Annotated in this window: 20 protein-coding genes and 1 pseudogene; 10 read left to right on the forward strand and 11 right to left on the reverse strand. The window is 65.1% G+C overall.

Features of this window, described 5'->3' with window-relative positions:
- Positions 1-73 precede the first annotated feature (73 nt).
- The 5 genes from ACNJX8_RS01490 to argG all read left to right on the forward strand — a co-directional run bounded on the left by ACNJX8_RS01490 (position 74) and on the right by argG (position 5,067).
- On the forward strand, positions 74-733 hold the full coding sequence (locus ACNJX8_RS01490) for an invasion associated locus B family protein (protein ID WP_439359335.1): 660 nt from the start codon (positions 74-76) through the stop codon (positions 731-733).
- Between the two features lie 194 nt (positions 734-927).
- The gene (gene rlmN / locus ACNJX8_RS01495; RefSeq protein ID WP_439359336.1) at positions 928-2,121 is read left to right on the forward strand and encodes a 23S rRNA (adenine(2503)-C(2))-methyltransferase RlmN; all 1,194 of its coding nucleotides are present in this window, start codon (positions 928-930) and stop codon (positions 2,119-2,121) included.
- Between the two features lie 134 nt (positions 2,122-2,255).
- A complete protein-coding gene (locus tag ACNJX8_RS01500) occupies positions 2,256-2,750 on the forward strand; it encodes a hypothetical protein (protein ID WP_128937068.1) in 495 nt (164 codons plus the stop codon).
- 96 nt (positions 2,751-2,846) lie between these two features.
- On the forward strand, positions 2,847-3,644 hold the full coding sequence (locus ACNJX8_RS01505) for a phosphatase PAP2 family protein (protein ID WP_439359337.1): 798 nt from the start codon (positions 2,847-2,849) through the stop codon (positions 3,642-3,644).
- Between the two features lie 85 nt (positions 3,645-3,729).
- A complete protein-coding gene (argG, locus tag ACNJX8_RS01510; RefSeq protein ID WP_091882904.1) occupies positions 3,730-5,067 on the forward strand; it encodes an argininosuccinate synthase in 1,338 nt (445 codons plus the stop codon).
- A gap of 189 nt (positions 5,068-5,256) precedes the next feature.
- Here the strand turns inward: argG and ACNJX8_RS01515 are convergent, their stop codons facing one another.
- From ACNJX8_RS01515 to sdhC, 10 genes are all read right to left on the reverse strand, one after another.
- Positions 5,257-7,404 carry an OmpA family protein gene (locus tag ACNJX8_RS01515; protein ID WP_439359338.1) on the reverse strand — a complete coding sequence of 716 codons (2,148 nt, stop codon included), beginning with the start codon at positions 7,402-7,404 and terminating at the stop codon, positions 5,257-5,259.
- Positions 7,405-7,591: 187 nt separating this feature from the next.
- The gene (locus ACNJX8_RS01520) at positions 7,592-7,834 is read right to left on the reverse strand and encodes a hypothetical protein (RefSeq protein ID WP_439359339.1); all 243 of its coding nucleotides are present in this window, start codon (positions 7,832-7,834) and stop codon (positions 7,592-7,594) included.
- A gap of 84 nt (positions 7,835-7,918) precedes the next feature.
- A complete protein-coding gene (locus tag ACNJX8_RS01525; protein ID WP_249759020.1) occupies positions 7,919-8,305 on the reverse strand; it encodes a VOC family protein in 387 nt (128 codons plus the stop codon).
- Positions 8,306-8,329: 24 nt separating this feature from the next.
- Positions 8,330-9,151, reverse strand: coding sequence for an FkbM family methyltransferase (locus ACNJX8_RS01530; RefSeq protein ID WP_439359340.1), 822 nt, complete (start codon positions 9,149-9,151; stop codon positions 8,330-8,332).
- 157 nt (positions 9,152-9,308) lie between these two features.
- Positions 9,309-11,270 (reverse strand): ABC transporter ATP-binding protein/permease, encoded by a 1,962-nt coding sequence (locus ACNJX8_RS01535; protein ID WP_439359341.1) that lies wholly within the window; start codon positions 11,268-11,270, stop codon positions 9,309-9,311.
- Positions 11,271-11,321: 51 nt separating this feature from the next.
- Positions 11,322-13,460, reverse strand: coding sequence for an ATP-binding protein (locus ACNJX8_RS01540; protein ID WP_439359342.1), 2,139 nt, complete (start codon positions 13,458-13,460; stop codon positions 11,322-11,324).
- A 182-nt stretch (positions 13,461-13,642) separates the two neighbouring features.
- Positions 13,643-14,425, reverse strand: a complete 783-nt coding sequence (locus ACNJX8_RS01545; RefSeq protein ID WP_060734471.1) for a succinate dehydrogenase iron-sulfur subunit — start codon at positions 14,423-14,425, stop codon at positions 13,643-13,645.
- Between the two features lie 24 nt (positions 14,426-14,449).
- Positions 14,450-16,285, reverse strand: a complete 1,836-nt coding sequence (gene sdhA, locus ACNJX8_RS01550) for a succinate dehydrogenase flavoprotein subunit (protein WP_091882929.1) — start codon at positions 16,283-16,285, stop codon at positions 14,450-14,452.
- A 3-nt stretch (positions 16,286-16,288) separates the two neighbouring features.
- The gene (gene sdhD / locus ACNJX8_RS01555) at positions 16,289-16,693 is read right to left on the reverse strand and encodes a succinate dehydrogenase, hydrophobic membrane anchor protein (RefSeq protein WP_128930603.1); all 405 of its coding nucleotides are present in this window, start codon (positions 16,691-16,693) and stop codon (positions 16,289-16,291) included.
- A complete protein-coding gene (sdhC, locus tag ACNJX8_RS01560; RefSeq protein ID WP_128930604.1) occupies positions 16,690-17,088 on the reverse strand; it encodes a succinate dehydrogenase, cytochrome b556 subunit in 399 nt (132 codons plus the stop codon). The genes sdhD and sdhC overlap by 4 nt, the downstream gene beginning before the upstream one ends.
- Before the next feature lie 505 nt (positions 17,089-17,593).
- Between sdhC and ACNJX8_RS01565 the strand changes: the two genes are divergently transcribed.
- Complete coding sequence (locus ACNJX8_RS01565) at positions 17,594-18,454, forward strand: sulfite exporter TauE/SafE family protein (RefSeq protein ID WP_439359343.1); 861 nt, start codon at positions 17,594-17,596, stop codon at positions 18,452-18,454.
- A gap of 312 nt (positions 18,455-18,766) precedes the next feature.
- On the opposite strand, the gene ACNJX8_RS01570 is transcribed toward ACNJX8_RS01565, so the two are convergent.
- Entirely contained in the window at positions 18,767-20,296 is a 1,530-nt protein-coding gene (locus tag ACNJX8_RS01570) for a malonate--CoA ligase (RefSeq protein ID WP_439359344.1), read from the reverse strand.
- An 86-nt stretch (positions 20,297-20,382) separates the two neighbouring features.
- On the opposite strand from ACNJX8_RS01570, the gene ACNJX8_RS01575 reads away from it, so the two are divergent.
- From ACNJX8_RS01575 to ACNJX8_RS01590, 4 genes and pseudogenes are all read left to right on the forward strand, one after another.
- Positions 20,383-21,144 carry an SDR family oxidoreductase gene (locus ACNJX8_RS01575; protein ID WP_439359345.1) on the forward strand — a complete coding sequence of 254 codons (762 nt, stop codon included), beginning with the start codon at positions 20,383-20,385 and terminating at the stop codon, positions 21,142-21,144.
- 306 nt (positions 21,145-21,450) lie between these two features.
- The gene (locus ACNJX8_RS01580) at positions 21,451-22,005 is read left to right on the forward strand and encodes a fasciclin domain-containing protein (RefSeq protein ID WP_439359346.1); all 555 of its coding nucleotides are present in this window, start codon (positions 21,451-21,453) and stop codon (positions 22,003-22,005) included.
- A 183-nt stretch (positions 22,006-22,188) separates the two neighbouring features.
- Positions 22,189-22,817: pseudogene (locus ACNJX8_RS01585) on the forward strand (cytochrome b/b6 domain-containing protein).
- 10 nt (positions 22,818-22,827) lie between these two features.
- Positions 22,828-23,610: a molybdopterin-binding protein gene (locus ACNJX8_RS01590; RefSeq protein ID WP_439359347.1), complete on the forward strand. Its 783-nt coding sequence runs from the start codon at positions 22,828-22,830 to the stop codon at positions 23,608-23,610.
- Positions 23,611-23,657 lie beyond the last annotated feature (47 nt).

Consider the following 23,657-nt stretch of genomic DNA (forward strand, 5'->3'; position numbering starts at 1 on the left):
CGGCTATCCCTGCCCGGGGACAAAACGCGGCCGGGCCATCTTCCAGTCACAATATTGAGGGAACCACTCCAGCATGTGGCGGGTGCTAGCTTTCGTTTTGATGATCGGCATGATGACGTGCGGGATCGCCGGTCTCGCGCGGGCGCAGACGGCGCAACCGGCGCCGAAGGCGACACCGAAACCGGCCGCGCCGGCGGCCAGTACGACCGCCAACACCCACGCAAAGACGGCTGCAAAGCCAGAGAGCAAACCGGCCGCCCCGACCGCGGCGGTTGCGGGCGGCGCGGAACCAACCCTGATCGGCCAGTTCGGCACCTGGGGCGCCTATTCGGCCACGCCCAACGGCAAGAAGGTCTGCTTCGCGCTGGCCAAGCCCTCGTCGTCGAAGACCAACCCGCCGAACCGGCCGCGCGATCCCGCCTATGCGTTCGTGTCGACCCGGCCGGCCGAGAAGGTCAATAACGAAGTCTCGGTCATGATCGGCTATGCGCTGAAACCGGGCTCGGAATCGACGGTCGAGGTCGGCGGCGCTGCTTTCGCCATGTATACGCAGGGCGACGGCCTCTGGATCAAGAACGCGGCTGAGGAGGAGCGGATGGTCGAAGCCATGCGCAAATCCGCCGATCTCGTGGTCAAGGGCGTCTCGGCCAAAGGCACCGAGACCACCGACACGTTTTCGCTGAAGGGTCTCGCCCAGGCGCTTGATAAGATCGCCCAGGACTGCAGGCGGTGAGCCGGCGGCGTTAAGGCTGCGGGCGATAAGGTCGCAATCGGCTGTTCCGGTTGCTATATAGGGGTTATCCCAAAGGTGCTGCCGTCATGGCCGGGCTTGTCCCGGCCATCCACGCGCTGGCTCCGGGCGGGAAAGAACGTGGATGCCCGGGACAAGCCCGGCCATGACGAGACAGCAGCAATCTCAGGCAACCGATGACCGAGCCGCACAACGCAACATTGGTGGAGAAGACTCCGCTCGAAACCTATGTGCCGCCGGCAAAACCGTCGCTGATCGGCCTGTCGCGCACCGAGCTTGCCGATCGCCTCGGCGAGATCGGCGTTGCACCGGCGCAGCGCAAGATGCGCGTGCAGCAGCTGTGGCACTGGCTCTATTTCCGCGGCGCCCAGAGTTTTGACGAGATGACCTCGATCTCGAAGGGCATTCGCGCCGAGCTCGCCCAGCATTTCACGGTCGACCGGCCCGAGGTCGTGGCCGAGCAGATCTCCAACGACGGTACGCGGAAATGGCTGCTGCGGCTGCCGAGCGGCGACAATGTCGAGAAGGCGCACGAGGTCGAGTGCGTCTACATCCCCGAGACCGACCGCGGCACGCTCTGCGTCTCCTCGCAGGTCGGCTGCACGCTGAACTGCGCCTTCTGCCACACCGGCACCCAGCGTCTGGTCCGCAATCTCACCGCCGGCGAGATCGTCGGACAGGTGATGGTCGCGCGGGATCGCCTGAATGATTGGGCCGATCGCGAGGACGGCATGCGCCGCGTCACCAACATCGTGATGATGGGCATGGGCGAGCCGCTCTACAATTTCGACGCGGTGCGCGATGCGCTGCTGATCGTCGGCGACAACGAAGGCATCGGCATCTCCCGCCGTCGCATCACGCTGTCGACCTCGGGCGTGGTGCCGAACATCGTCCGCGCCGGCGAGGAGATCGGCGTGATGCTGGCGATCTCGCTGCACGCGGTGCGCGACGAGCTGCGCAACGAGCTCGTGCCGCTCAACCGCAAATATCCGATCAAGGAGCTGCTGCAGGCCTGCCGCGACTATCCCGGTGCCTCGAACGCGCGCCGCATCACCTTCGAATACGTGATGCTCAAGGGCGTCAATGATTCGCTCGATGACGCGAAGCTGCTGGTGAAGCTGCTCAAGGGCATTCCCGCCAAGATCAACCTGATCCCGTTCAATCCCTGGCCCGGCACGGCTTATGAGTGCTCGGATTGGGATCAGATCGAAAAATTCTCCGAATACATCTTCAATGCCGGCTATTCCTCGCCGGTGCGCACCCCGCGCGGCCGCGACATTCTCGCCGCCTGCGGCCAGCTCAAGTCGGAGACGGAAAAGCTCTCGGCCAGGGAACGCCAGGCGCTGCGCGCCATGGCGATGACGGACTAGCGGATCATGCTCGCGCTCTCGCATCCTCGTCATTGCGAGGAGCGTAGCGACGAAGCAATCCAGACTGTCTCCCCGGAGGCATCTCTGGATTGCTTCGCTTCGCTCGCAATGACGGTCACGATGGCTTTGGCGTCATGTCCCTGATCGGCCGCCTCGTCGTCATCTTCGTCGGCTTCATCGCCGCCTGTTTCGTCGGCGGCATGATCGTCGTCGTCGCGCTGCTGTTTCCGGAATTCGCCGATCTCGGCGCAGGTCCTGTCGATCAGGGCACGATCGACATCCTGCTCGGTTTCGGCTTCATCTTCGTCTCGGGCTTTGCCTTGGTGCCGGCGGCGGTGATCGTCGCGATCACCGAAGCGCTCTACATCCGCAGCGCGCTCGCTTACGCCGTCGGCGGCGGCCTCGTCGGACTCGCCTGCTATCTTGGCCTCGTTCCCTTTCACGCCGACACGTTGCAGTTCGAGGGCATCGTGCGGCGGCATCTGGAGATCATGACCGGTGCCGGCATCGTCGCCGGCGTGGTCTACTGGTTGATCGCCGGCCGCAACGCCGGCGCCTGGCGCGATCCGCCGCCCCCGCGCCGGCCGCCCCCGCCGCTGCCGTCGAATTCAAGGCCGGGTGCGCGGTGATTGGTTTTTACCCTCCCCTGGAGGGGACCCTCCAGGGGAGGATGGGTCCTTCCCGTGGGGTTTCCATCCTCGCCCCACTCCGCTAAACCGCGCGCCATGAACCGGACTGGACTCTTCATCGCCCTGGCGCTGTGGCTCGTGATCGGCCTCGTCTTCGGCCTCTATCCCGAGCTCGATCTCAAGCTCGCCTCGCTGTTCTTCGATCCCCAGACCAAGACCTTCCCGCTCAAGCTGAACGGCTGGGCCAGCTTCGCGCGTGACGCGGCGATGTGGGTCGCCTGGGCCTTCGCATTGCCGTCACTCGTCGCGCTCGTGGTCAAGATGGTCCGGCCCGACCGGCCGCTGATGGTGTCGGGGCGCGCGATCATTTTCCTGCTGGTGACGCTGACCATGTCGGCCGGCATTCTGACCAACCTGACCTTCAAGACCTATTGGGGACGTCCGCGGCCGGTGGTGGTGACGGAATTTGCCGGCGACCAGCAGTTCGTGCCGTGGTGGGATCCGCGCGGCGGCTGCGCGCGCAACTGCTCGTTCTTCTCGGGCGAGGGCGCGACCGCGTTCTGGACGCTGGCGCCTGCCGCGCTCGCCCCGCCGGCCTGGCGGCCGCTCGCCTATGCCGGAGCGGTTATCTTCGGCGCTGTGACCAGCGGGCTGCGTATGGCCTTCGGCGGACATTTCTTCACCGATGTGGCGATTGCCGGGCTCGTCAGTTTCGTGGTGATCTGGTTTGCATACGCGCTGATTTACCGCTGGCCGCGGACGCGGTTTTCCGACGCGGCGGTCGACGCCGCGCTGACCCGGCTGAACTGGCCCGCCTACCAGCTCCGCCAGCGCCTGTTCGGCCGCAAGACGGGTCCCCGAGCCGTCGATTTGAGCCACGATTTGAGCCATTAAATGGGTGCCGAGGCGTGCGAAATTTGATATTCGCGCGATCGAGTTCGCCCTGTCATCAGCCCCTTGTGACCCGATTGGAAGCGCCATGACCACGATCCTGAAAAGCCTGCCCAAGGGAGAGAAAGTCGGCATCGCTTTTTCGGGCGGGCTCGACACCAGCGCGGCGTTGCTCTGGATGAAGCAGAAGGGCGCGCGCTGCTACGCCTACACCGCCAATCTCGGCCAGCCGGATGAAGCCGACTACAACGAGATCCCGCGCAAGGCGCAGGAATTCGGCGCCGAGAAGGCCCGGCTCGTCGATTGCCGCACGCAGCTCGTCCACGAAGGCATCGCCGCGATCCAGTCGGGCGCCTTCCACATCTCGACCGGCGGCATCACCTATTTCAACACCACGCCGCTCGGGCGCGCCGTCACCGGCACGATGCTGGTCGCGGCGATGAAGGAAGACGGCGTCAACATCTGGGGCGACGGCTCGACCTTCAAGGGCAACGACATCGAGCGCTTCTACCGTTACGGTCTGCTTACCAATCCCGGCCTGAAGATCTACAAGCCCTGGCTCGACCAGCAGTTCATCGACGAGCTCGGCGGCCGCGCCGAGATGTCGGCGTTCATGACGGCTCAGGGTTTTGCCTACAAGATGAGTGCCGAGAAGGCGTATTCGACCGACAGCAATCTGCTCGGCGCCACGCACGAAGCCAAGGATCTCGAGAGCCTCGACAGCGGCATCAAGATCGTCAACCCGATCATGGGCGTGCCGTTCTGGCGCGACGACTGTGCCGTCAAGGCCGAGAAGGTCGTGGTGCGTTTCGAGGAAGGCCAGCCGGTTGCGCTCAACGGCCAGACCTTCTCTGATCCCGTCGCGCTGTTCCTCGAAGCCAATGCGATCGGCGGGCGCCACGGCCTCGGCATGAGCGATCAGATCGAGAACCGCATCATTGAGGCGAAGAGCCGCGGCATCTATGAGGCACCCGGCATGGCGCTGCTGCACATCGCCTATGAGCGCCTCGTCACCGGCATCCACAACGAGGACACCATCGAGCAGTACCGCATCAGCGGTATGCGCCTCGGCCGTTTGCTGTATCAGGGCCGCTGGTTCGACTCGCAGGCCCTGATGCTACGCGAGACCGCGCAGCGCTGGGTCGCGCGCGCCGTCACCGGCGAGGTCACGCTGGAGCTGCGCCGCGGCAACGACTATTCGATCCTCAACACCGAGAGCCCCAACCTCACCTATGCGCCGGAGCGGCTCAGCATGGAGAAGGTTGAGGACGCCGCCTTCACGCCGGCCGACCGCATCGGCCAGCTCACCATGCGCAATCTCGACATCGCCGACACGCGCACCAAGCTGAAGCTCTACAGCGACACCGGCCTGCTCTCGGGCAGCGAAGGCTCGCAGATATTCCGGCTGGAGAGCGACAAGGGTTGACGCCGTAGGGTGGGCAAAGCGAAGCGTGCCCACCATCGTCCCACAATTGCCGTGGTGGTGGGCACGGCGCTAGACTAGTGCGCCTTTGCCCACCCTACGAGTTCGCGCCGTGCCGCAACCTCGGGCGCGATTACTCAAAACAAAAAATGGCCGGGATCGCTCCCGGCCATTTGCGTTTGTGGTCCCGTCTCAGCGCGGCGGCGCGGTGCCGGGCGGGGGCGGCGGCAGCGAGGCCTGGCCGCCGTTGAGCAGCGGCGTGATGCGGCGGACGGTGACGCGCCGGTTGATCCGGCTCGGCCCCTGCGTCTGCTCCTTCAGGTACTGCTCGCCGTAGCCCTGCGACGTCAGGTTCTCCGCGGGTACATTGAACTGCTGCGTCAGCAATTCGGCCGCAGACTGCGCACGGCGGTCCGACAGCGACAGATTGTCGACGTCGTTGCCGACCGCGTCGGTGTGTCCCTCGATCAGGAACACCTCGCGCGGGTTGCGCTGGATCGCCTGGTTGAGGCCGTCGGCGATCACCTGCAGCCGGGCCGCCTGGTCCGGCGGGATGGTCCACGATCCCGTCTCGAAGTTGATCGTGTTGACGTCGATGCTCGGCATCTGCATGCGAACATTGGGGCTGTAGCGGATCTCGTCGAGCGAGTAACGCCGTTCGATCCGCTGCACCGGCGGTGCCTGCATGGTCGCGTAGATCAAGTCCGGCGACGCCTCCTCGGCATCGACGATGTAGCGATCATAGGGAATGTTCACGACCGGCGGCGGCACGTCGACATAGAAGCCGCCGACCGCGCGCGGATCGCGGTAGCTGTTGTCGATGATGACGATCTCGCGCCCGCCGGGATCCCTGCGGATGCGCCGCAGCAGCGAACCGTCCGCGCCGACCACAGTGATCACCTCGCTGCCGTCGGGACGGACCACGACAGTGCGGGTCTCGCCGCCGACAGTGTCGGTGCGGATGTCGCGGGCGCCGTAGCGGAAGCGATAGAGATCGTTGCCGCGGACATAGGCCTGCCCACCCGGATCGCGGATGATGATGCGGTCGGGTTCGGTGTAGACGGTGCGGCCGCCTTCGACGACCTCGCGCCGCTGGTTGTGGAGGTCGGCGATGGTGGCGCCGATCACCGCGCCGGCCACCACGCCTGCACCGACCGCGAGCGGCGTCAGGTCACGCTGCGGCGGACGCGGCGGTGGCGGCAAGGGTGCTGCGACCGTCGGTGCGGCCCGGAAGGCTGGCGCAACCGTGGGCGGAGCGTACTGCGCCCGGTTCGGAGGCGGCGCTGCGGCCGGCGTGCCGGGCACGACGGTCGGTGCTGCTGCGCCGGCTGGAGCCGGAGGCCGAGGCGGGAGGCCGCCGGCCTGGGGCGGCACAGCCGGAGTTCCGGCAGCGGGCGCGCCCGCAGGCGGCGTCCCACCCTGAGGGCCAGGGGTCGGCGTCGCGCCCGGGGTTGCGCCGGGAGCAGGCGTCGGTGCTGCACCGGGACGTCCGGGCGGCGGCGTCGGCGTGCCGCCACCTGGTGCCGGCGTGGCCGTTGGAGCCGGCGACGGTGATCCTGCAGCCGGAGGCGTGCCGGGACGTCCGCCGGGCGGCGGCGCGCCCGGGCGGCCCGGCGGCGGAGCCGCGGGCGTGCTGCCGGGGGCGGGGGTCGCAGTCGGCGCGGGAGTCGGTGTCGGTGTGGTCGCCGGGGCAGGAGCGCCCGGACGAGCCGTGGGCGCTGCCGCCGGTGCAGGGGGCGTCGCCGTGGGCGCAGGCGCGGGCCGCCCTGCGGGACCCGCTGCCGGGGGCGGCGGCGTCGGAGTCGGGCGAGCCGCAGGCGGCGGTGGTGTGGGCGCGTGTTGCTGCGGAGCCGCGGCCGGCGGCGGCGAAGGCTGCTTCGCGGCAGGCGGCGGGGGTGGCGGCGTGGGAGACGGACGCGCTGCAGGCGGTGCCGGAGGAGGCGGCGTCGGCGCATGCTGCTGCGGGGCCGCAGCCGGCGGCGGTGAAGGCTGCTTCGGTGCGGCAGGCGGCGGAGGTGGCGGCGGCGGAGCCGGACGGGCCGCAGGTGGAGGCGACGGCGGTGGCGGCGTTGCCGGGCGCGGCGGTGCGGCCGCCGGCGGAGGCGCGGCGGGCGGATGCGGCGGTGCAGCCGCAGGCGGCGGTGTGGTCGGGCGCGCGGGCGGCGCGGCCGCTGGCGGTCCCTTCGGCGGCTGCTTCGGTTTTCCGTCAGGGCCCGTCTCTTGTGGCTGGGCCTGTGCGACGACGAGCGGCGGCGCACTTTGCGCATGCGATGCGGAGCTTGCGAATTGCATCGCGGTCAGAGCCGTCGTTGCAAGCAGCACGAAACGAAGGTTGGTCATGGTGGTGAACTTCCCCGGGAAGGTTCTTTGACGAAGTGTTGGGATGAACAGCTACGCGTTAGGCCGGAATGTGGCGGGCCAAGCAGTCGCGGCCCGATTTATTTCTGCACGCAAATCACCTCACTATGACGACGTTCATTGCGCATTCAGACGCAGGTTGCAATCGCCCAACATGTGATCGCTCGCCTCATGTACGATCCTGCGGCGAAGGTGCGTCCGTCGCAGGATTGGGCGTGAGCGGTCCGTTCGGTCCGCGTCGTGGAATCTCTTCGGGAACGTGCGGCGGCAATTCATCCGGCCGCGGTGTTTCGCCAGGCTCGTGCATCGGCGGCGTGATGTCGGGTTGCGGATTGCCCGGCGGAATTCCAGGAGGCGGCTCGGTCGGAGTCCCCGGTGTTGTCGGCGGAATCTCGGGCGGCTCGATTGGCATCGGCATCTTCGTAATCAATTGTCCGGAGGACGATAACGATGATGCCGTGCCAATGTTCCCTTTTCGCGTGGTGTGGAACGCGGCTTATTCCGGTGCGTGACAGACGGCCTCGATGTTGTGCCCGTCGGGGTCGAGCACGAACGCTCCGTAATAGTTCGCATGATAATGCGGGCGGATGCCGGGCGGGCCGTTGTCGCGTCCGCCCGCCGCGATTGCCGCCTTGTAGAACGCGTCCACCGTGGCACGGTCCTTGGCGTGAATGGCGACGTGCACCGGCTTGTTCATCGCGCCTTCGCCGCCGATCCAGAAATCGGGCTTGCCATCGGCGCCAAAGCCTGCGGCCGCGGCGTGCCCGGTCTGCTCTGCCGTTACTTCCATGATCAGGCTGTAGCCGAGCGGCGCCAGCGCTTTGGCGTAGAACGCCTTGGCGCGCTCATAGTCGGAGACTGAGAATCCCATGTGATCAATCATCGCAACCTCCGCTGTTCGTCCCTGTCAGCGCGACAGGAACGTATTGCTCCGCGTCTTGCGCGCGATGGCAAAGCCGCGCGCGACCATGTCGGCAATACAATCCTGCTGCCATTCGTTTTGTGACAGGTGCTCGATGACGACCGCGCGCGGCCACAGCGATTTCGTCGCGTCGCGGAAGAAGCCGATCAGCACGCGGTCCTCAAAGCCCTCGACGTCGATCTTGAGCGAATCGACTTGCGTGATCCCGGCTTCGTCGAGAATGCGCGTCAGCCGCAGTGATGGGACCTTGATGGCCTCGGCGCTCACGGCGCCGGTGACGACGTGGGTGGCACCGAGATTGCCGCCGCCGCTTTCGATCATCAGCTCGCCGTCGCTGTCGCCTGCCGCGGCTTGCACCAGGCGCACCTGCGTCGCTTTCGATGCGGCGTGATTGAACGCGAGTCGCGCAAATGTCGTCGGATGCGGTTCGATCGCAACGACCTTGCCTTTGGTGCCGACCTGCCGCGCCATCACCAGCGCAAACGTGCCAACATTGGCGCCGACGTCGACGAACGTGCCGCCCGCCGGGGTGTGCTGACGCAGGAAATCGAGCTCGTCGAGATTGTAGTCGGGATTGAACAGTGCGCCGCGCTCGGTCGCACTGCCCTGGTGATAGAAGCGGAACGAGGCGCCCTGATACTGCACGTCGATCGGACCGCCGCGCAGCAGGTTGACCAGTCGCGACATCCAGGGCCGGAATGCGCCGCGCTTCAGCCCAGACTGTTGGGCGAGGCGAATGAGCGCGGCCTGCGCCGCATTCGGCGCAAACGCGCCGAACGGCGCGGACGAAGGGGCGTTGTCGGTCAAGCCAGAAGGTCCTTGTTGCAGGCGGCGCATGCATAGCCGGTTTTGATGAGGTCTCCAACGGCGGGTTGTAGCCTGGATGGAGCGTAGCGTAATCCAGGATTCTCGCGTCTGGGGGACCTGTCCCGGATTGCGCTGCGCTCCATCCGGGCTACGGCCCTCACGCCGCCTTCTTCGGCGGGGCCATGCGCTGGCGCAGGATGCGGCCGAGCAGCTTGCGCTTGCCTTTGCGCGGGATCAGGTCGACGTCGCTGACGAGCTTGGCGCCGCTCTTGCGGCGCTCCAGCACGATCTTGCGGCTGTGGAAGGCCTCCAGCTCGGCGCGATGCGCGACGCTGACGATGGTCGCCTTCGGCAGCTCGTCGGTGATCATCTTCATCATCTTGTCCTGGCTCTTCTCGTCGAGCGCGGATGTGGCCTCGTCGAGCACGACGATGTCGGGGCTGTGCAGCAACAGCCGCGCAAAGGCGAGACGCTGCTTCTCGCCGCCCGATAGGGTCTGGTCCCACGGCGCCTCCTCCTCGATCTTCTCCTTGAGGTGAGCGAGACCGACCTTGCGCAGGACCTGGCCGATCTCCTCGATCGTCCAGTCGTCGGCGGCGCCGGGATAGGCGACCGCGCGGCGCAGCGATCCCGAGGGCACGTAGGGCCGCTGCGGCAGCATGAACAGCCGCCGGTCGGGATGGAAATTGATGCTGCCGCCGCCCCACGGCCAGAGGCCGGCGATGGCGCGCACCAGCGTGCTCTTGCCGGTGCCGGATTCGCCCGCGACCAGAAGCCGCTCGCCCGATTCGATCACCACTTCGGTCTCGCCGACCACCGCGGTGCCGTCGTCGAGCGTGACGGAAAGGTCTTTCAACTCCAGCATGGCGTCATTGCCGGTCTCGCCGCGCTGGATGCGGCCAAGGCCATCGCCCTGCTCGGCGCGCTCGAGGCCGTCGAGCGACATCATCAACGAGGCGATGCGGCGCGCGCAGGCGTTCCAGTCGGCAAGCCGCGGATAATTGTCGACCAGCCAGCCGAACGCGCTCTGCACGATGGTGAAGGCGGAGGCCGCCTGCATCACCTGTCCCAGCGTCATGCTGCCGTCGAGGAATTTTGGCGCACAGAGCAGGAGAGGGACCACGGGCGCAACGAGGCTGGAGCCCTGCGAGACAAGCGTCGTGCGCATGTGTTGTCCGGCCAGGCGCGCCCATTGCCGAAGCACGCTGGTGAAATTGCGGTCGATGCCATCGCGTTCCTCCTCTTCGCCGCCGAGCAGCGCGATGCTCTCGCCGTGCTCGCGCACGCGCGTCAGCGTGTAGCGGAAATCGGCTTCGGCCTGGTTCTTGTCTTCGGAGATCTGCACGAAGCGGCGGCCGATCACCACGATCGAGCTGGAGGCGATCGCGGCGTAGAGGATCGCGGCGATCACCAGGAATCCGGGAATGGTGATGCTTGAGCCGCCGAGCGTGACGGTGAGCGCGCCGCCGATGGTCCAGAGCACGATGATGAAGGTCACGGCCGATAGCAGCGCCGACGTCACGCCAGCGAGGAAATCGACCGGTGAGTCGGTCGCAATGCGCAAATCCTCGGCGATGCGGTATTCGGGATTATTGTGGTCGCCGCCGACGAGGTTGAGCTGATAATAGCGGCCGTTGGCGAGCCAGCGTGTCAGCACGCTTGCCGTGAGCCAGGCGCGCCAGCGCCGCTGAATGCTCATGCGCGCGAACACCTGGGCGACGCCGAGCGCGATGCTGCCGATCGCGAGCGGGAAGAACATTGCGCTGAGATGGAAGACACTCGTCGCATCGCGTTGCTCGATGGCGTCGAAGATGGCGCGATTCCAGACGTTGATGCCGTATTGGAAGCAGACGGTCAGGACGATCAGCACGCCGAGGCCGATCGAGAACGGCCAGGCGAGACGATCGCCGTTACGGCCCCAGAAGTCGCGCGCGCTGATCCAGAAGCGCGTCAGCAGATAATCTTTGCGGACCTGTTCGGCTTCCTCGGGCGATAGTTCGGGGTCGGGTTCGAGCAGCTCGGGAGGCGGCGGCGGTGCCACTTCATCGCCGTTCTCGCCTTTGATCTCGACAATGGGCGGCTTCTCGCCCTGTTCGCGCTTCACGGCGGGCTTGTGCATGGGCGGACAACGCGAAGGAAATCAACCGGTTCCCTTCGGTTTCCAGCCGAATCATTCGGCGGCGCCATCTCGCACACGTCGCAGCCGTGCGGCCCGGTGCAGAACGCGCGACAGCTCTTCGATCGAATACGGCTTCTGCACGAGATCGAAGCCGGCAGCGCCATCCTGCGACAGGGCCTGGCTGTAGCCCGTGGTCAGCACCACCGGCACGCCGATGCCGCGGTCGCGGACCGCCTGCGCCAGATCGAGCCCGGTCATCCCGGGCATTACCACGTCCGAGAACACGACGTCGAAACGATTGGCGTCCACGATGAGCTCAGCAAGTGCATCGGTCGCATTGTCGACCAGCGTGATGCTGTAGCCGAGCTCGGTGAGGCCGTCGGCGGCAAAATTGGCGAGCTCGATGTTGTCCTCGACCACCAGCACCGACATGCCGCTGCCGGCCACCGCCGGCGCCGTGTTCGGCGCCAGCCGCTGCGACCGCAGGTCCGGCGGCACGCGCGGCAGATAGAGCGAGAAGGTGCTGCCTTGCCCCACCTCGCTCGTGACCGTCACCTCGCCGCCGGATTGCCGAGCGAAGCCGAACACCTGGGACAGGCCGAGACCGGTGCCGTGGCCGACTTGCTTGGTGGTGAAGAACGGCTCGAAGATGCGCCCGAGTCGCGCCGCGGGAATGCCGATCCCGGTATCGCGGACAGTGACGCGGACGAAGCCGTGGTTGCCGGAGACAGGAGCCGGCGTGTCCGGAATGGTCGTCGCGGTCTCGACCTCGAAGATGACCCTGCCCTTGCCCTGCATCGCATCGCGCGCGTTGGTCGCCATATTGATCAGTGCGGTCTCGAACTGGCCGGCATCGGCATTGACGAGACAGGGCTCGGCCGGCAGCCGTGTGACGATCTCGATGGCGGGCCCGAGCAGCGTTGCCAGCATGTCGTGCAGCGACTGCATGCGCTGGCCGACGTCGAACACCTCTGGCTTCAGGGTCTGGCGCCGCGCAAAGGCGAGCAGCTGCGAGGTCAGCTTTGCGGCGCGTGCGACTGCGTCCGCGATGGCCGTGATGTAGCGCTGCCGCCGCTCCTCCGTCAGTTGCGGGCGATTCAGCAGGTCGACCGAGGCGCGGATCACCGTCAGCAGATTGTTGAAGTCGTGCGCGACGCCGCCGGTGAGCTGCCCGAGCGCCTCCAGGCGCTGGCTGTGCTTGAGCGCGTCCTCGGCTTCGCGCCGCGCTGCGGCCTCGGCCTGAAGATGCTGGGTGCGGCGGAATGCGAAGGCGAGCAGCAGGAACAGCAGCGCGGTGGCGGGAATGCCGAACACCAGATGCTGGCCCATGGTGGCGAACCAGCGTGCCCGGATCGCCGAGGTTTCGAGCCCGGCGCTGACATAGATCGGATATTCGGCGATGCGCCGGTAGCCAATGCGGCGCTCGATCCCGTCCGATGGCCAGGCGATGGTCATCAGGCCACGCTCGGGCTGGCCGGCAATCTGCTGGCCAACCGGGCCGCCCGGGTCGAGCCGCAGGTCGTGGTTGAGCCGTGGGAAATGCGCGAGCACGGCGCCGTCGGCACGCCCCATTGCGAAGAAGCTACCGGGATCTGAGCCGATCCTGGCATAGAAGCTTTCGAAATATTCGGGCAGGACGGAGGCCTGGATCACACCGATGAAGTTGCCGTCGTCGGAATCGCGGCGGCGACTGACGCTGAAGAAGCGCGCGCCCTGATAGGGCGGGCGTGGCGTCAGCGGCATGCCGATGAACGTGCCGATGCTCTGGTCGATGTGGGAATAGAAGTAATCGCGGTCCGTAAAGCTCAGCGCCGGTGGCGGCGAGGCGAGGCTGTTGACCAGCGCTTTTCCGTCCGCATCGAAGATCCAGGCCGATTTGAGCTGCGGCAGCGAATCGGTCAGCCGCTTCAGGCGACGGTGCAAAGCCGGCTCGCGCGCGCGGATGGTATCGTCGGAAAGGTTTCGCACGACCTCGTTGAGCTCGGCAAGGCTGCGGTCGATGGTCTCGAACACCTTCAGCGCATGCTCATGCGCGACGTCGAGGGTGCGCTCGATCTCGCGGTCGGCGATGTCATTCGTCGATGTGTAGGAGATCGTGGCCGCAATGACGAATAGCGCAACCGGCAGCGCCAGGGATGCCGCCATCATCCACTGCAACAGCCTCAGCGAGTTGCGTTGCGCCCTCTGCACAGTCGCTCCGGTCCCTGGCGCGAGCTTAACTGAATCTCGCGCAGGGAAGGAAGCAGCTTATGCGAAAACCGCTGGTTGTGGACCTAGAACTTGCGCGCGCAGCGGGTTGGAGAAAATTCTGCTCAAATTGACTGCGATCGCAGAATACCCCGGCCGGCCCGGCCGGGGCGGGAACATTCGTCTCAGATCTGGCGCTCGACCATCTTGAGCTTGAGCTCGGCGATGGCTTCGGCCGGGTTGAGGCCCTTCGGGCAGGCCTTGGCGCAGTTCATGATGGTGTGGCAGCGGTAGAGGCGGAAGGGGTCCTCGAGATTGTCGAGCCGTTCGCCAGTCGCTTCATCCCGCGAATCGGACACCCAGCGGTTGGCCTGCAGCAGCGCGGCGGGGCCGAGATAGCGCTCGCTGTTCCACCAATAGCTCGGGCAGGAGGTCGAGCAGCAGGCACACAGGATGCATTCGTAGAGGCCGTCGAGCTTTTCGCGGTCCTCGTGGCTCTGGCGCCATTCCTTCTGCGGCGTCGGCGAGGTCGTCTTCAGCCACGGCTCGACCGAGGCGTACTGCGCGTAGAAATTGGTGAGATCGGGGACGAGGTCCTTCACGACGGGCTGATGCGGCAGCGGATTGATCTTCACCGCGCCGTCCTTCACGTCGTGCATCGAGCGGGTGCAGGCCAGCGTGTTCTGGCCATCGATGTTCATGGCGCAGGAGCCGCAGACGCCTTCGCGGCAGGAGCGGCGGAAGGTCAGCGACGGGTCGATGTGGTTCTTGATCCAGATCAGGCCGTCCAGCACCATCGGACCGCAATCATTGGTGTCGACGTAATAGGTGTCGACGCTCGGATTCTTGCCGTCGTCCGGATTCCAGCGATAGACCTTGAACTCGCGGAGCTCGGTCGCGCCCGCAGGCTTCGGCCAGGTCTTGCCGCCGCTGATCTTGGAGTTCTTCGGAAGTGCGAATTCAACCATTTCGATAGGGCCTTCGCTGTTCGATCAATACACCCGCGCCTTCGGCGGAATGTACTGCACGTCGTTGGTCATGGTGTAGTCGTGAACCGGGCGGTAGTCGATCTTGACCTTGCCGGAATCGTCCAGCCAAGCCAGCGTGTGCTTCATCCAGTTCTTGTCGTCGCGCTCGGAGAAATCCTCGCGCGCATGGGCGCCGCGGCTCTCGGTGCGGTTGGCGGCCGAGTTCATCGTCACCACCGCCTGCGAGATCAGATTGTCGAATTCGAGCGTCTCGACGAGATCCGAATTCCACACCAACGAGCGGTCGGACACCGCGATGTCGGTGATGCCGCTGTGGACCTTCGCGATCAGGTTCTGACCTTCGCTCAAAACCTCACCGGTGCGGAACACCGCGCAGTTGTTCTGCATCACGTGCTGCATGCCCTCGCGGAGCTTCGCCGTCGGCGTGCCGCCGGAAGCGTAGCGGTAATGGTCGAGGCGGCCGAGCGCCATCTCGGCCGAGTTCGCCGGCAGCTCCGGCTGCTCGGCGTTGGGCGTCAGCTTCTCGGCGCAGCGCAGCGCCGCAGCGCGGCCGAACACCACGAGGTCGATCAGCGAGTTGGAGCCAAGGCGGTTGGCGCCGTGCACGGAAACGCAGGCGGCTTCGCCGAGCGCCATCAGGCCGGGGACCACAGCATTGTCGTCGCCGTCCTTCTTGGTCAGCACTTCGCCGTGATAATTGGTGGGAATGCCGCCCATGTTGTAGTGCGTGGTCGGCACGATCGGGATCGGCTCCCGCGTCACGTCGACATTGGCGAAGATCTTTGCAGATTCGGAGATACCGGGCAGCCGCTCGGCCAGCACCGCGGGATCGAGGTGGTCGAGATGCAGGAAGATGTGGTCCTTCTTCTTGCCGACGCCGCGGCCCTCGCGGATCTCGATCGTCATCGCGCGCGAGACGACGTCGCGCGAGGCGAGGTCCTTCGCCGACGGCGCATAGCGCTCCATGAAGCGCTCGCCCTCGGAGTTGACGAGATAGCCGCCTTCGCCGCGCGCGCCCTCGGTGACCAGGCAGCCCGCGCCATAGATGCCGGTCGGGTGGAATTGGACGAATTCCATGTCCTGCAGTGGCAGGCCGGCGCGAAGCACCATGCCGCCGCCGTCGCCGGTGCAGGTGTGCGCCGAGGTGCAGGAGGCATAGGCGCGGCCATAGCCGCCGGTGGCCAGGATCGTGGTCTGGGCGCGGAAGCGATGCAGCGTGCCATCGTCGAGCTTGAGCGCAATCACGCCGCGGCAGGCGCCCTGGTCGTCCATGATCAGGTCGATGGCGAAGAACTCGATGAAGAACTCGGCCGCGTGGCGCAGCGACTGGCCGTACATCGTGTGCAGCATCGCGTGACCAGTACGGTCGGCGGCCGCGCAGGTGCGCTGCGCCTGACCCTTGCCGAAGTCCATGGTCATGCCGCCGAACGGGCGCTGATAGATCTTGCCGTCCTCGGTGCGCGAGAACGGCACGCCCCAATGCTCGAGCTCATAGACGGCTTCCGGCGCGTTCCGCACCATGTATTCGATCGCGTCCTGGTCGCCGAGCCAGTCCGACCCCTTCACGGTGTCGTACATGTGCCAGCGCCAGTCGTCCCGGTGCATGTTGCCGAGCGCGGCCGAGATGCCGCCCTGCGCTGCAACCGTATGCGAGCGGGTCGGGAACACTTTTGTGATGCAGGCGGTGCGCAGGCCCGCTTCGCTGCAGCCGACCACGGCGCGCAGGCCCGCGCCGCCGGCGCCGACCACGACGACGTCATAGGTGTGGTCTTCGATCGGATAGGCTTTGCCGTTGGTGGCGGGAGCGCCGTTGCCCGAGCCATTCGTTGTGGTGGCCATGGGTTACACTCCGGATGACAGTTTCAGGATCGCGTAGGTCGAGGCGAGCGCCACGGCGACCGAGAAGAAGTTGTTGAGCATGATGGAGATGAGCTTCAGCTTCTCGTTATGGACGTAGTCCTCGATCACCACCTGCATGCCGATTTTCATGTGCCATGCGCTGGCGAAGATGAAGAGGAGCAGGATCACCGCGACGGGAATGGAGCTGAGAATCTGCGCAGCGCCGATCTGGTTGCGGCCGAGCAGCATCATGATGATCACCAGCACCGGGATCATCAGCAGCGTCATGGCGACGCCGGTGATGCGCTGGCGCCAGAAATCGGACGTGCCCGAATGCGCGGCGCCGAGATTGCGGACGCGGCCAAGCGGGGTGCGCATGCTGCGCTTCGGCGTATCGGTTGCGCTCATCGTCCACCTCCGATCGCATAGGCGATGATCCAGATCAGCACTGTCAGCGCGATGCCCCCTATCAGGGCGCCCCAGGTCAGCGCTTCCCGCTCATTGGCCTTGAAGCCGTAGCCGAGATCCCAGACGAAATGCCGGATGCCGCTGAGCATATGATGCATCAGCGCCCAGGTGTAGCCGAACACGATCAGCCGTCCGATGATGCTGCCGGCGAAGGCCTGGACGTGCGCGTAGGCGGCGGGGCCGGAGGCCGCCGCGATCAGCCACCAGACCAGCAGCAGGGTTCCGACATAGAGGGCGATACCGGTGGCGCGGTGGATGATGGACAGCGCCATCGTCAACGTCCAACGGTACACTTGCATGTGTGGTGAGAGCGGTCGTTCGATCCGTGCGGTCATGGCTTTGATGTTGTATTGCGGCCCAACAGAAGGGCGCGCGGGGATCGGAAAGGTGGGCTCTATTTACGGAGTCGATTTCGCTGGCGCAATCACCAAATCGCCATAAATCGAACGACGGTTCAGCTCTAGAGCGTTGATGAAACAAGGCCAATCAGTGGCTTGGTATACCAGAGCGTCGGTCCGCCAACCAAGTAAAGAATAACTATTCATTTCTTCTGAGGGGGGTGACGTGCGTTGAAATTGCTATTGGAACGCCTCTAAACGGACCGTCCCGTCCAAATCGGCCAGAGGTGGGTCCAGTCGTGGCGCAAACTCGTGCGACCACGCGAACGGTCCTTCCCATTCCGCTTCCGTTCGACCCCTTGGATATGCGCACCCTGCATTCCACCCCAGCCGGGAGGTTCGGTGTGTCGACCGCGAGAATCAGATCGCCTAATGCTCCCTACGTGGCGTTCCGAAGCGACATCTCGGAGCTGCAGCGACCAGTCGCCGGGGCAGGTCACAGGTGATTGCAGGGCTGGACATCAAGGAGATCGTGGAGCTTGCGCTGTTGCTGATCGCAACCGGCGCACTCTCGGGATTTTTGGCCGGGGTGTTCGGCATCGGCGGCGGCGCGATTCTCGTGCCCGTGTTCTACGAATGCTTTCGCATCGCCGGCGTGCCGCTGGAGGTGCGCATGCCGCTCTGCGTCGGCACCTCGCTCGCGGTGATCATCCCAACCTCGATCCGTTCATTCCAGGCGCACTACAAACGCGGCGCCGTCGACATGGCGATCCTGCGCGTGTGGTGGCTGCCGATCGTGCTCGGCGTCATCGCCGGCAGCGTGGTCGCGCGCTACGCGCCGGAACGGCTGTTCAAGATCGTGTTCGTCGCCGTCGCCTGGTCAGCCGCGGTCCGGCTCATCTTCGCGCGCGAGACCTGGAAGCTCGGCGATGATCTGCCGAAGGGCCCATTGATGCGCGTCTACGGCTTCGTGGTCGGCATCCTCTCGACATTGATGGGCATCGGCGGCGGCCTGTTCTCGAACCTGCTGATGACGTTCTACAGCCGTCCCATTCATCAGGCGGTCGCGACCTCGTCGGCGCTCGCGGTCTTGATCTCGATCCCCGGCGCGCTCGGCTACATCTATGCCGGCTGGCCGGCGGCGGCGAACTATCCGGCCGTCACGGCCCTGCAAATCCCATTCGCGCTCGGCTACGTCTCCCTGATCGGCGCCGTGCTGGTGATGCCGATGAGCCTCGTCACGGCGCCGCTCGGCGTAAGAGCCGCGCACGCGATGTCGAAGCGGACGCTGGAGGTGGCGTTCGGGTGCTATCTGTTTATTGTCGGCAGCAGGTTTGTGATGAGCTTGGTCGCCGGGCAATAAGCCGCACACTCCGTCATTGCGAGCCAACGGGTCCGCGCGAAGCGCGGCCCGATGACAGGCTCCGCGAAGCAATCCAGGAATCCTTCCGCGGCGGCAGCCTGGATTGCTTCGTCGCAAGAGCTCCAATGACGGCGTTGAGAGTGCTCGCCAACGCCAAATCCATCGTCGTCCTGGACAAGCTCGCGCAGCGAGTGGTTCTGCGATGACTCGTGGTCACCAGCTTCGCGCCAAACTTCTCCTTGGGGTAATGGGTCCTGGCTTTCGCCAAGACGACAGTGGGAAGCTGACGGCGATCGCGAAGCCGCAACATGTCTATTTCTTCGCGTAGATATCCTTATACGTCTCGCGCAAAATGTTCTTCTGCACCTTGCCCATGGTGTTGCGCGGCAGCTCGTCGACGACGAAGACGCGTTTGGGCATCTTGAATTTGGCGAGCCGTCCGTCGAGTGCCTTCAGCACCGAGGCTTCGCTGACCTCGGCGCCCTTGTTGCAGACGAGAACGGCGGTGACGCCTTCGCCGAAATCGGCATGCGGCACGCCGATCACGGCGGATTCGACTACGCCCGGCATGGCGTCGATCTCGCTCTCGATTTCCTTCGGATAGACGTTGAAGCCGCCGGAGATCACGAGGTCCTTGCCGCGGCCGAGAATGTGGACGTAGCCCTTGGCGTCGATCTTGCCGAGATCACCGGTGATGAAGAAGCCGTCGGGCCGGAATTCAGCCTTGGTCTTCTCCGGCATGCGCCAGTAGCCCTTGAAGACGTTCGGGCCCTTCACCTCGATCATGCCGATTTCTTCGCGCGGCAGTTCCTTCGCCGTCTCCGGGTCGGTGACACGCAACGAGACGCCCGGCAGCGGGAAGCCAACCGCGCCAGGCACGCGCTCGCCGTCATAGGGGTTCGACGTGTTCATGTTGGTCTCGGTCATGCCATAGCGTTCGAGCACCGCATGGCCCGTGCGCGCCGACCATTCGCGATGGGTCTCGGCCAGCAGCGGCGCCGAGCCCGAGATGAACAGGCGCATGTGCTTCGTCGTCTCGCGCGACAGCGCGGGGTTCTGCAGCAACCGTGTGTAGAAGGTCGGAACGCCCATCAGCACGGTGGCTCGCGCCATCAGCTTGATGATCAAATCCGGATCGAGCTTCGGCAGGAAGATCATCGACGCGCGCGCGAACAGCGTCACGTTGGTCGCAACGAACAGGCCGTGGGTGTGGTAGATCGGCAGCGCGTGGATCAGGACGTCCCTGTCGGTGAAGCGCCAGTAGCCGACGAGGCTGAGCGAGTTCGACGCCAGATTGTCGTGCGTGAGCATCGCGCCCTTGGAGCGGCCCGTGGTGCCAGATGTGTAGAGGATCGCGGCGAGGTCGTCGCTTGTGCGCGGCACCGTCGCGAACTCGCCGCTTGCCTTGTCGGCGGCGTCCGTCAGCGAGCCCTTGCCGTCAGGCCCGAGCGTCTCGACCTTGGCTTTTACCTTGGCGGCGATCGGGGCGAGGCCTTCCGCCTTGGAGGGATCGCAAACCACCAGCGACGGCTCGGCATCGCCGATGAAGTAGTCGAGCTCGTTCAGCGTATAGGCGGTGTTCAGCGGCAGATAGACCGCGCCGGCCCGCACGGTGGCCAGATACAGCACGATGTTGGCGACCGATTTCTCCACCTGCACCGCGACGCGATCGCCGGGCTTCACGCCGCGCGCGACCAGCACATTCGCTATCTGCCCCGCGCGCGCGATCAGATCGCCATAGCTGATACGGGCGCCGTCATGCGTTTCGATTGCGAGGCGTTTGGGATCGTCCAGGCCGTCGAACAGGCGGGAAAACAGATTGGCGTTGGCAGCTTGGTTCATGCAACATTCCTCGCCGGCGAAGGCCGGTCAAAACCGAGGGCTGGATTAGCAAAAACCGCCCCGCAGAAGCAACGGAGACAGTTTGCATGACCAAAAACGGGAAACGCGTGGCCTGGGTCACGGGCGCCGGCAGCGGAATCGGCGAGGCCGGCGCCGAGGCGTTAGCTGCCGACGGCTGGACGGTGGTGGTGTCGGGCCGGCGCCAGTCAGCCCTCGATGCGGTGGTTGCGAAGATCAATGGCGCAGGCGGGACGGCCGAGGCCATTGTGCTTGACGTGTCCAACGCCACTGAAGCCCAGAAGGCAGCCGATCGAATCGTCGCCAGGCACGGCCGGATCGATCTGCTGGTGAACAATGCCGGCATCAATGTTCCCAAGCGCAGCTGGAAGGACATGGAACTGGAAGGCTGGGATAAGCTCGTCCAGGTCAATCTCAACGGCGTGCTTTATTGCATGCGCGCGGTGCTGCCGACGATGCGCAAGCAGCAGGACGGCGCGATCATCAACGTCTCGTCCTGGGCCGGCCGCCATGTCTCGAAGATGCCTGGCCCGGCCTATACCACGACCAAGCATGCGGTGCTGGCGCTGACCCATTCCTTCAACATGGACGAATGCGTGAACGGCCTGCGCGCCTGCTGCCTGATGCCGGGCGAGGTGGCAACGCCGATCCTGAAGCTGCGCCCGGTGGTGCCGAGCGAGGAGGAGCAGGCCAGGATGCTGCAATCCGAAGATCTCGGCCGCACCATCGCGTTCATTGCGAGCATGCCGGCGCGGGTCTGCATCAACGAGGTGCTGATCAGCCCGACGCATAATCGCGGTTTTATTCAGACGCCGCACAGCAGGGACTGAGGTGGGGCGCAGCCGCGAGTCCGTCATTGCGAGCGAAGCGAAGCAATCCAGAAATGTAGCCGCGGAGACAGTCTGGATTGCTTCGTCGCAAGGGCTTCTCGCAATGACGACGTGGATGCACCACACGAAATCCCTCCCCCATAGTTTCACGCATCACAAAGAATTTTTCTCCGAAACCGCCCAGCAAACCCTCCCGTAGTTCGGCCAACGACGGCGCTGCTGCTTCAAGCCAAGGAGACACAGCCGCCGTTGTTGCCAACTCAAACGCCGGCTATCGCCGGTCTCAATTCAATCGGGAGATTCTCCATGTCGAAGCGCATTGTCTATCTCGCTGCTGCCGCCTTCAGCGCCCTCGCCATCACCGCGACCGTCGTCGCGCCTGTCAGCGCCGAGGAGAAGACCGTCATGGTCGGCGGCGCCGCGATGTTCCCGTCCAAGAACATCGTCCAGAACGCGGTCAACTCCAAGGACCACACCACGCTGGTCGCGGCGGTGAAGGCGGCGGGCCTGGTGCCGACGCTGGAAAGCAAGGGCCCGTTCACGGTGTTCGCGCCGACCAATGCCGCCTTCGGCAAGCTGCCGGCCGGCACCGTCGACAACCTGGTCAAGCCCGAGAACAAGGCGACCCTGACCAAGATCCTCACCTATCACGTCGTACCCGGCAAGCTCGCGGCCTCCGACCTCACCGACGGCAAGAAGATGAAGACCGCCGAGGGCGAGGAACTGACGGTGAAGAAGATGGACGGCAAGACCTGGATCGTCGATGCCAAGGGCGGCACCTCGATGGTGACGATCTCCAACGTCAACCAGTCGAACGGCGTCATCCATGTGGTCGACACCGTGCTGATGCCGGCGACGTAACACCGCCCACCCCTGTTTCATCCCCCGAACAGGAGGTCTCGAGACGGCGAGCCGGGGGTGCCCGGCTCGCTTTCTTGTGACCGTGATAGCCCGCCAGTATCGATTTGATGCCGGACGGGGCGTAACGAAAGCGGAAGCATCGGCGTATAATTGCTGTCAAACGACGTTCAGGACGGAACCATCATGGCGAGCCTCACAGTCACCGACGAGCAGGTCAGGGCCACTCCGGCCAAAGTGATCCAGCCGGCCTGGGTCCGGATCATGCATTGGGTCAACGCCCTCGCCATGATCCTGATGATTCTGTCGGGCTGGCAGATCTACAACGCCTCGCCGCTGTTCGGCTTCAGCTTCCCGCGCGAGTACACGCTCGGCGGCTGGCTCGCGGGCGGCCTGCTCTGGCATTTTGCGGCGATGTGGCTGTTGATGATCAACGGCCTCGCCTATCTCATCACCGGTTTCGCCACCGGCCGCTTCGCTAAGAAGCTGCGCCGATCACGGCGTCCGGCGTGCTTCACGACGTCAGGGCGGCGCTGACCTTCAAGCTCGGCCATGACGATCTCACCGTCTACAATTACGTGCAGCGCCTGCTCTATGCCGGCATCATCGTGGTCGGCGTGCTGATCGTGCTGTCGGGCCTCGCGATGTGGAAGCCGGTGCAGCTCTATTACCTAGTGATGCTGTTCGGCGACTATCCGACCGCGCGCTACGTGCACTTCTTCTGCATGGCCGCGATCTGCGCGTTCCTGGTCATTCATGTTCTGCTCGCGCTGCTGGTGCCGAAGAGCCTGCGCGCGATGATCATCGGTCGCTGAGGAGGAGAACATGGCGAAACGTTCATTCCTGATCCCCGGCGTCGACAAGCGGCTCTTGATCAAGGACTCCATCAAGACGATGCCTGACGTCACCCGCCGCCGCTTCATCGCAGGCGGCGCCAGCTTCGGTGCGCTGACGCTGCTCACCGGCTGCGACGTCGTCGATTCCTCCTCGGCCGAGGAGATGCTGAAGCAGGTCTCGAAATTCAACGACGCGGTGCAGGCCTTCATCTTCAATCCCGATGCGCTGGCGCCGACCTTCTCCGAGAGCGCGATCACAAAACCGTTCCCGTTCAATGCCTATTACGATCTCGACGACGCGCCTGATGTCGATGGCAACGACTGGAAGCTCGAAGTGCGCGGTCTCGTCGATAACAAGAAGTCCTGGACGCTGGACGAGCTCTACAAACTTCCTCAGGTCACGCAAATCACCCGCCTCATCTGCGTCGAGGGCTGGAGCGCGATCGGCAGCTGGACCGGCACGCCTTTACGCGACTTCCTCAAGCTGGTCGGCGCCGACACGCGCGCGAAATATGTCTGGTTCCAGTGCGCCGACAAGGACGGCTACAACTCGCCGCTCGACATGCGCAGCGCACTGCATCCGCAGACCCAGATGACGTTCAAATACGCGAACGAGATCCTGCCGCGCGCCTACGGCTTCCCGATGAAGATCCGCGTGCCGACAAAGCTCGGCTTCAAGAACCCGAAATACGTGGTCTCGATGGAAGTCACCAACGACTACAAGGGCGGCTATTGGGAAGACCAGGGGTATAATTCGTTTAGTGGGAGTTAGGCCCGCTGCCGTAGGGTGGGCAAAGGCGCAAGAGCGCCGTGCCCACC

The organism is Bradyrhizobium sp. SPXBL-04, from assembly GCF_051853035.1.
GTDB lineage: Bacteria > Pseudomonadota > Alphaproteobacteria > Rhizobiales > Xanthobacteraceae > Bradyrhizobium > Bradyrhizobium zhanjiangense.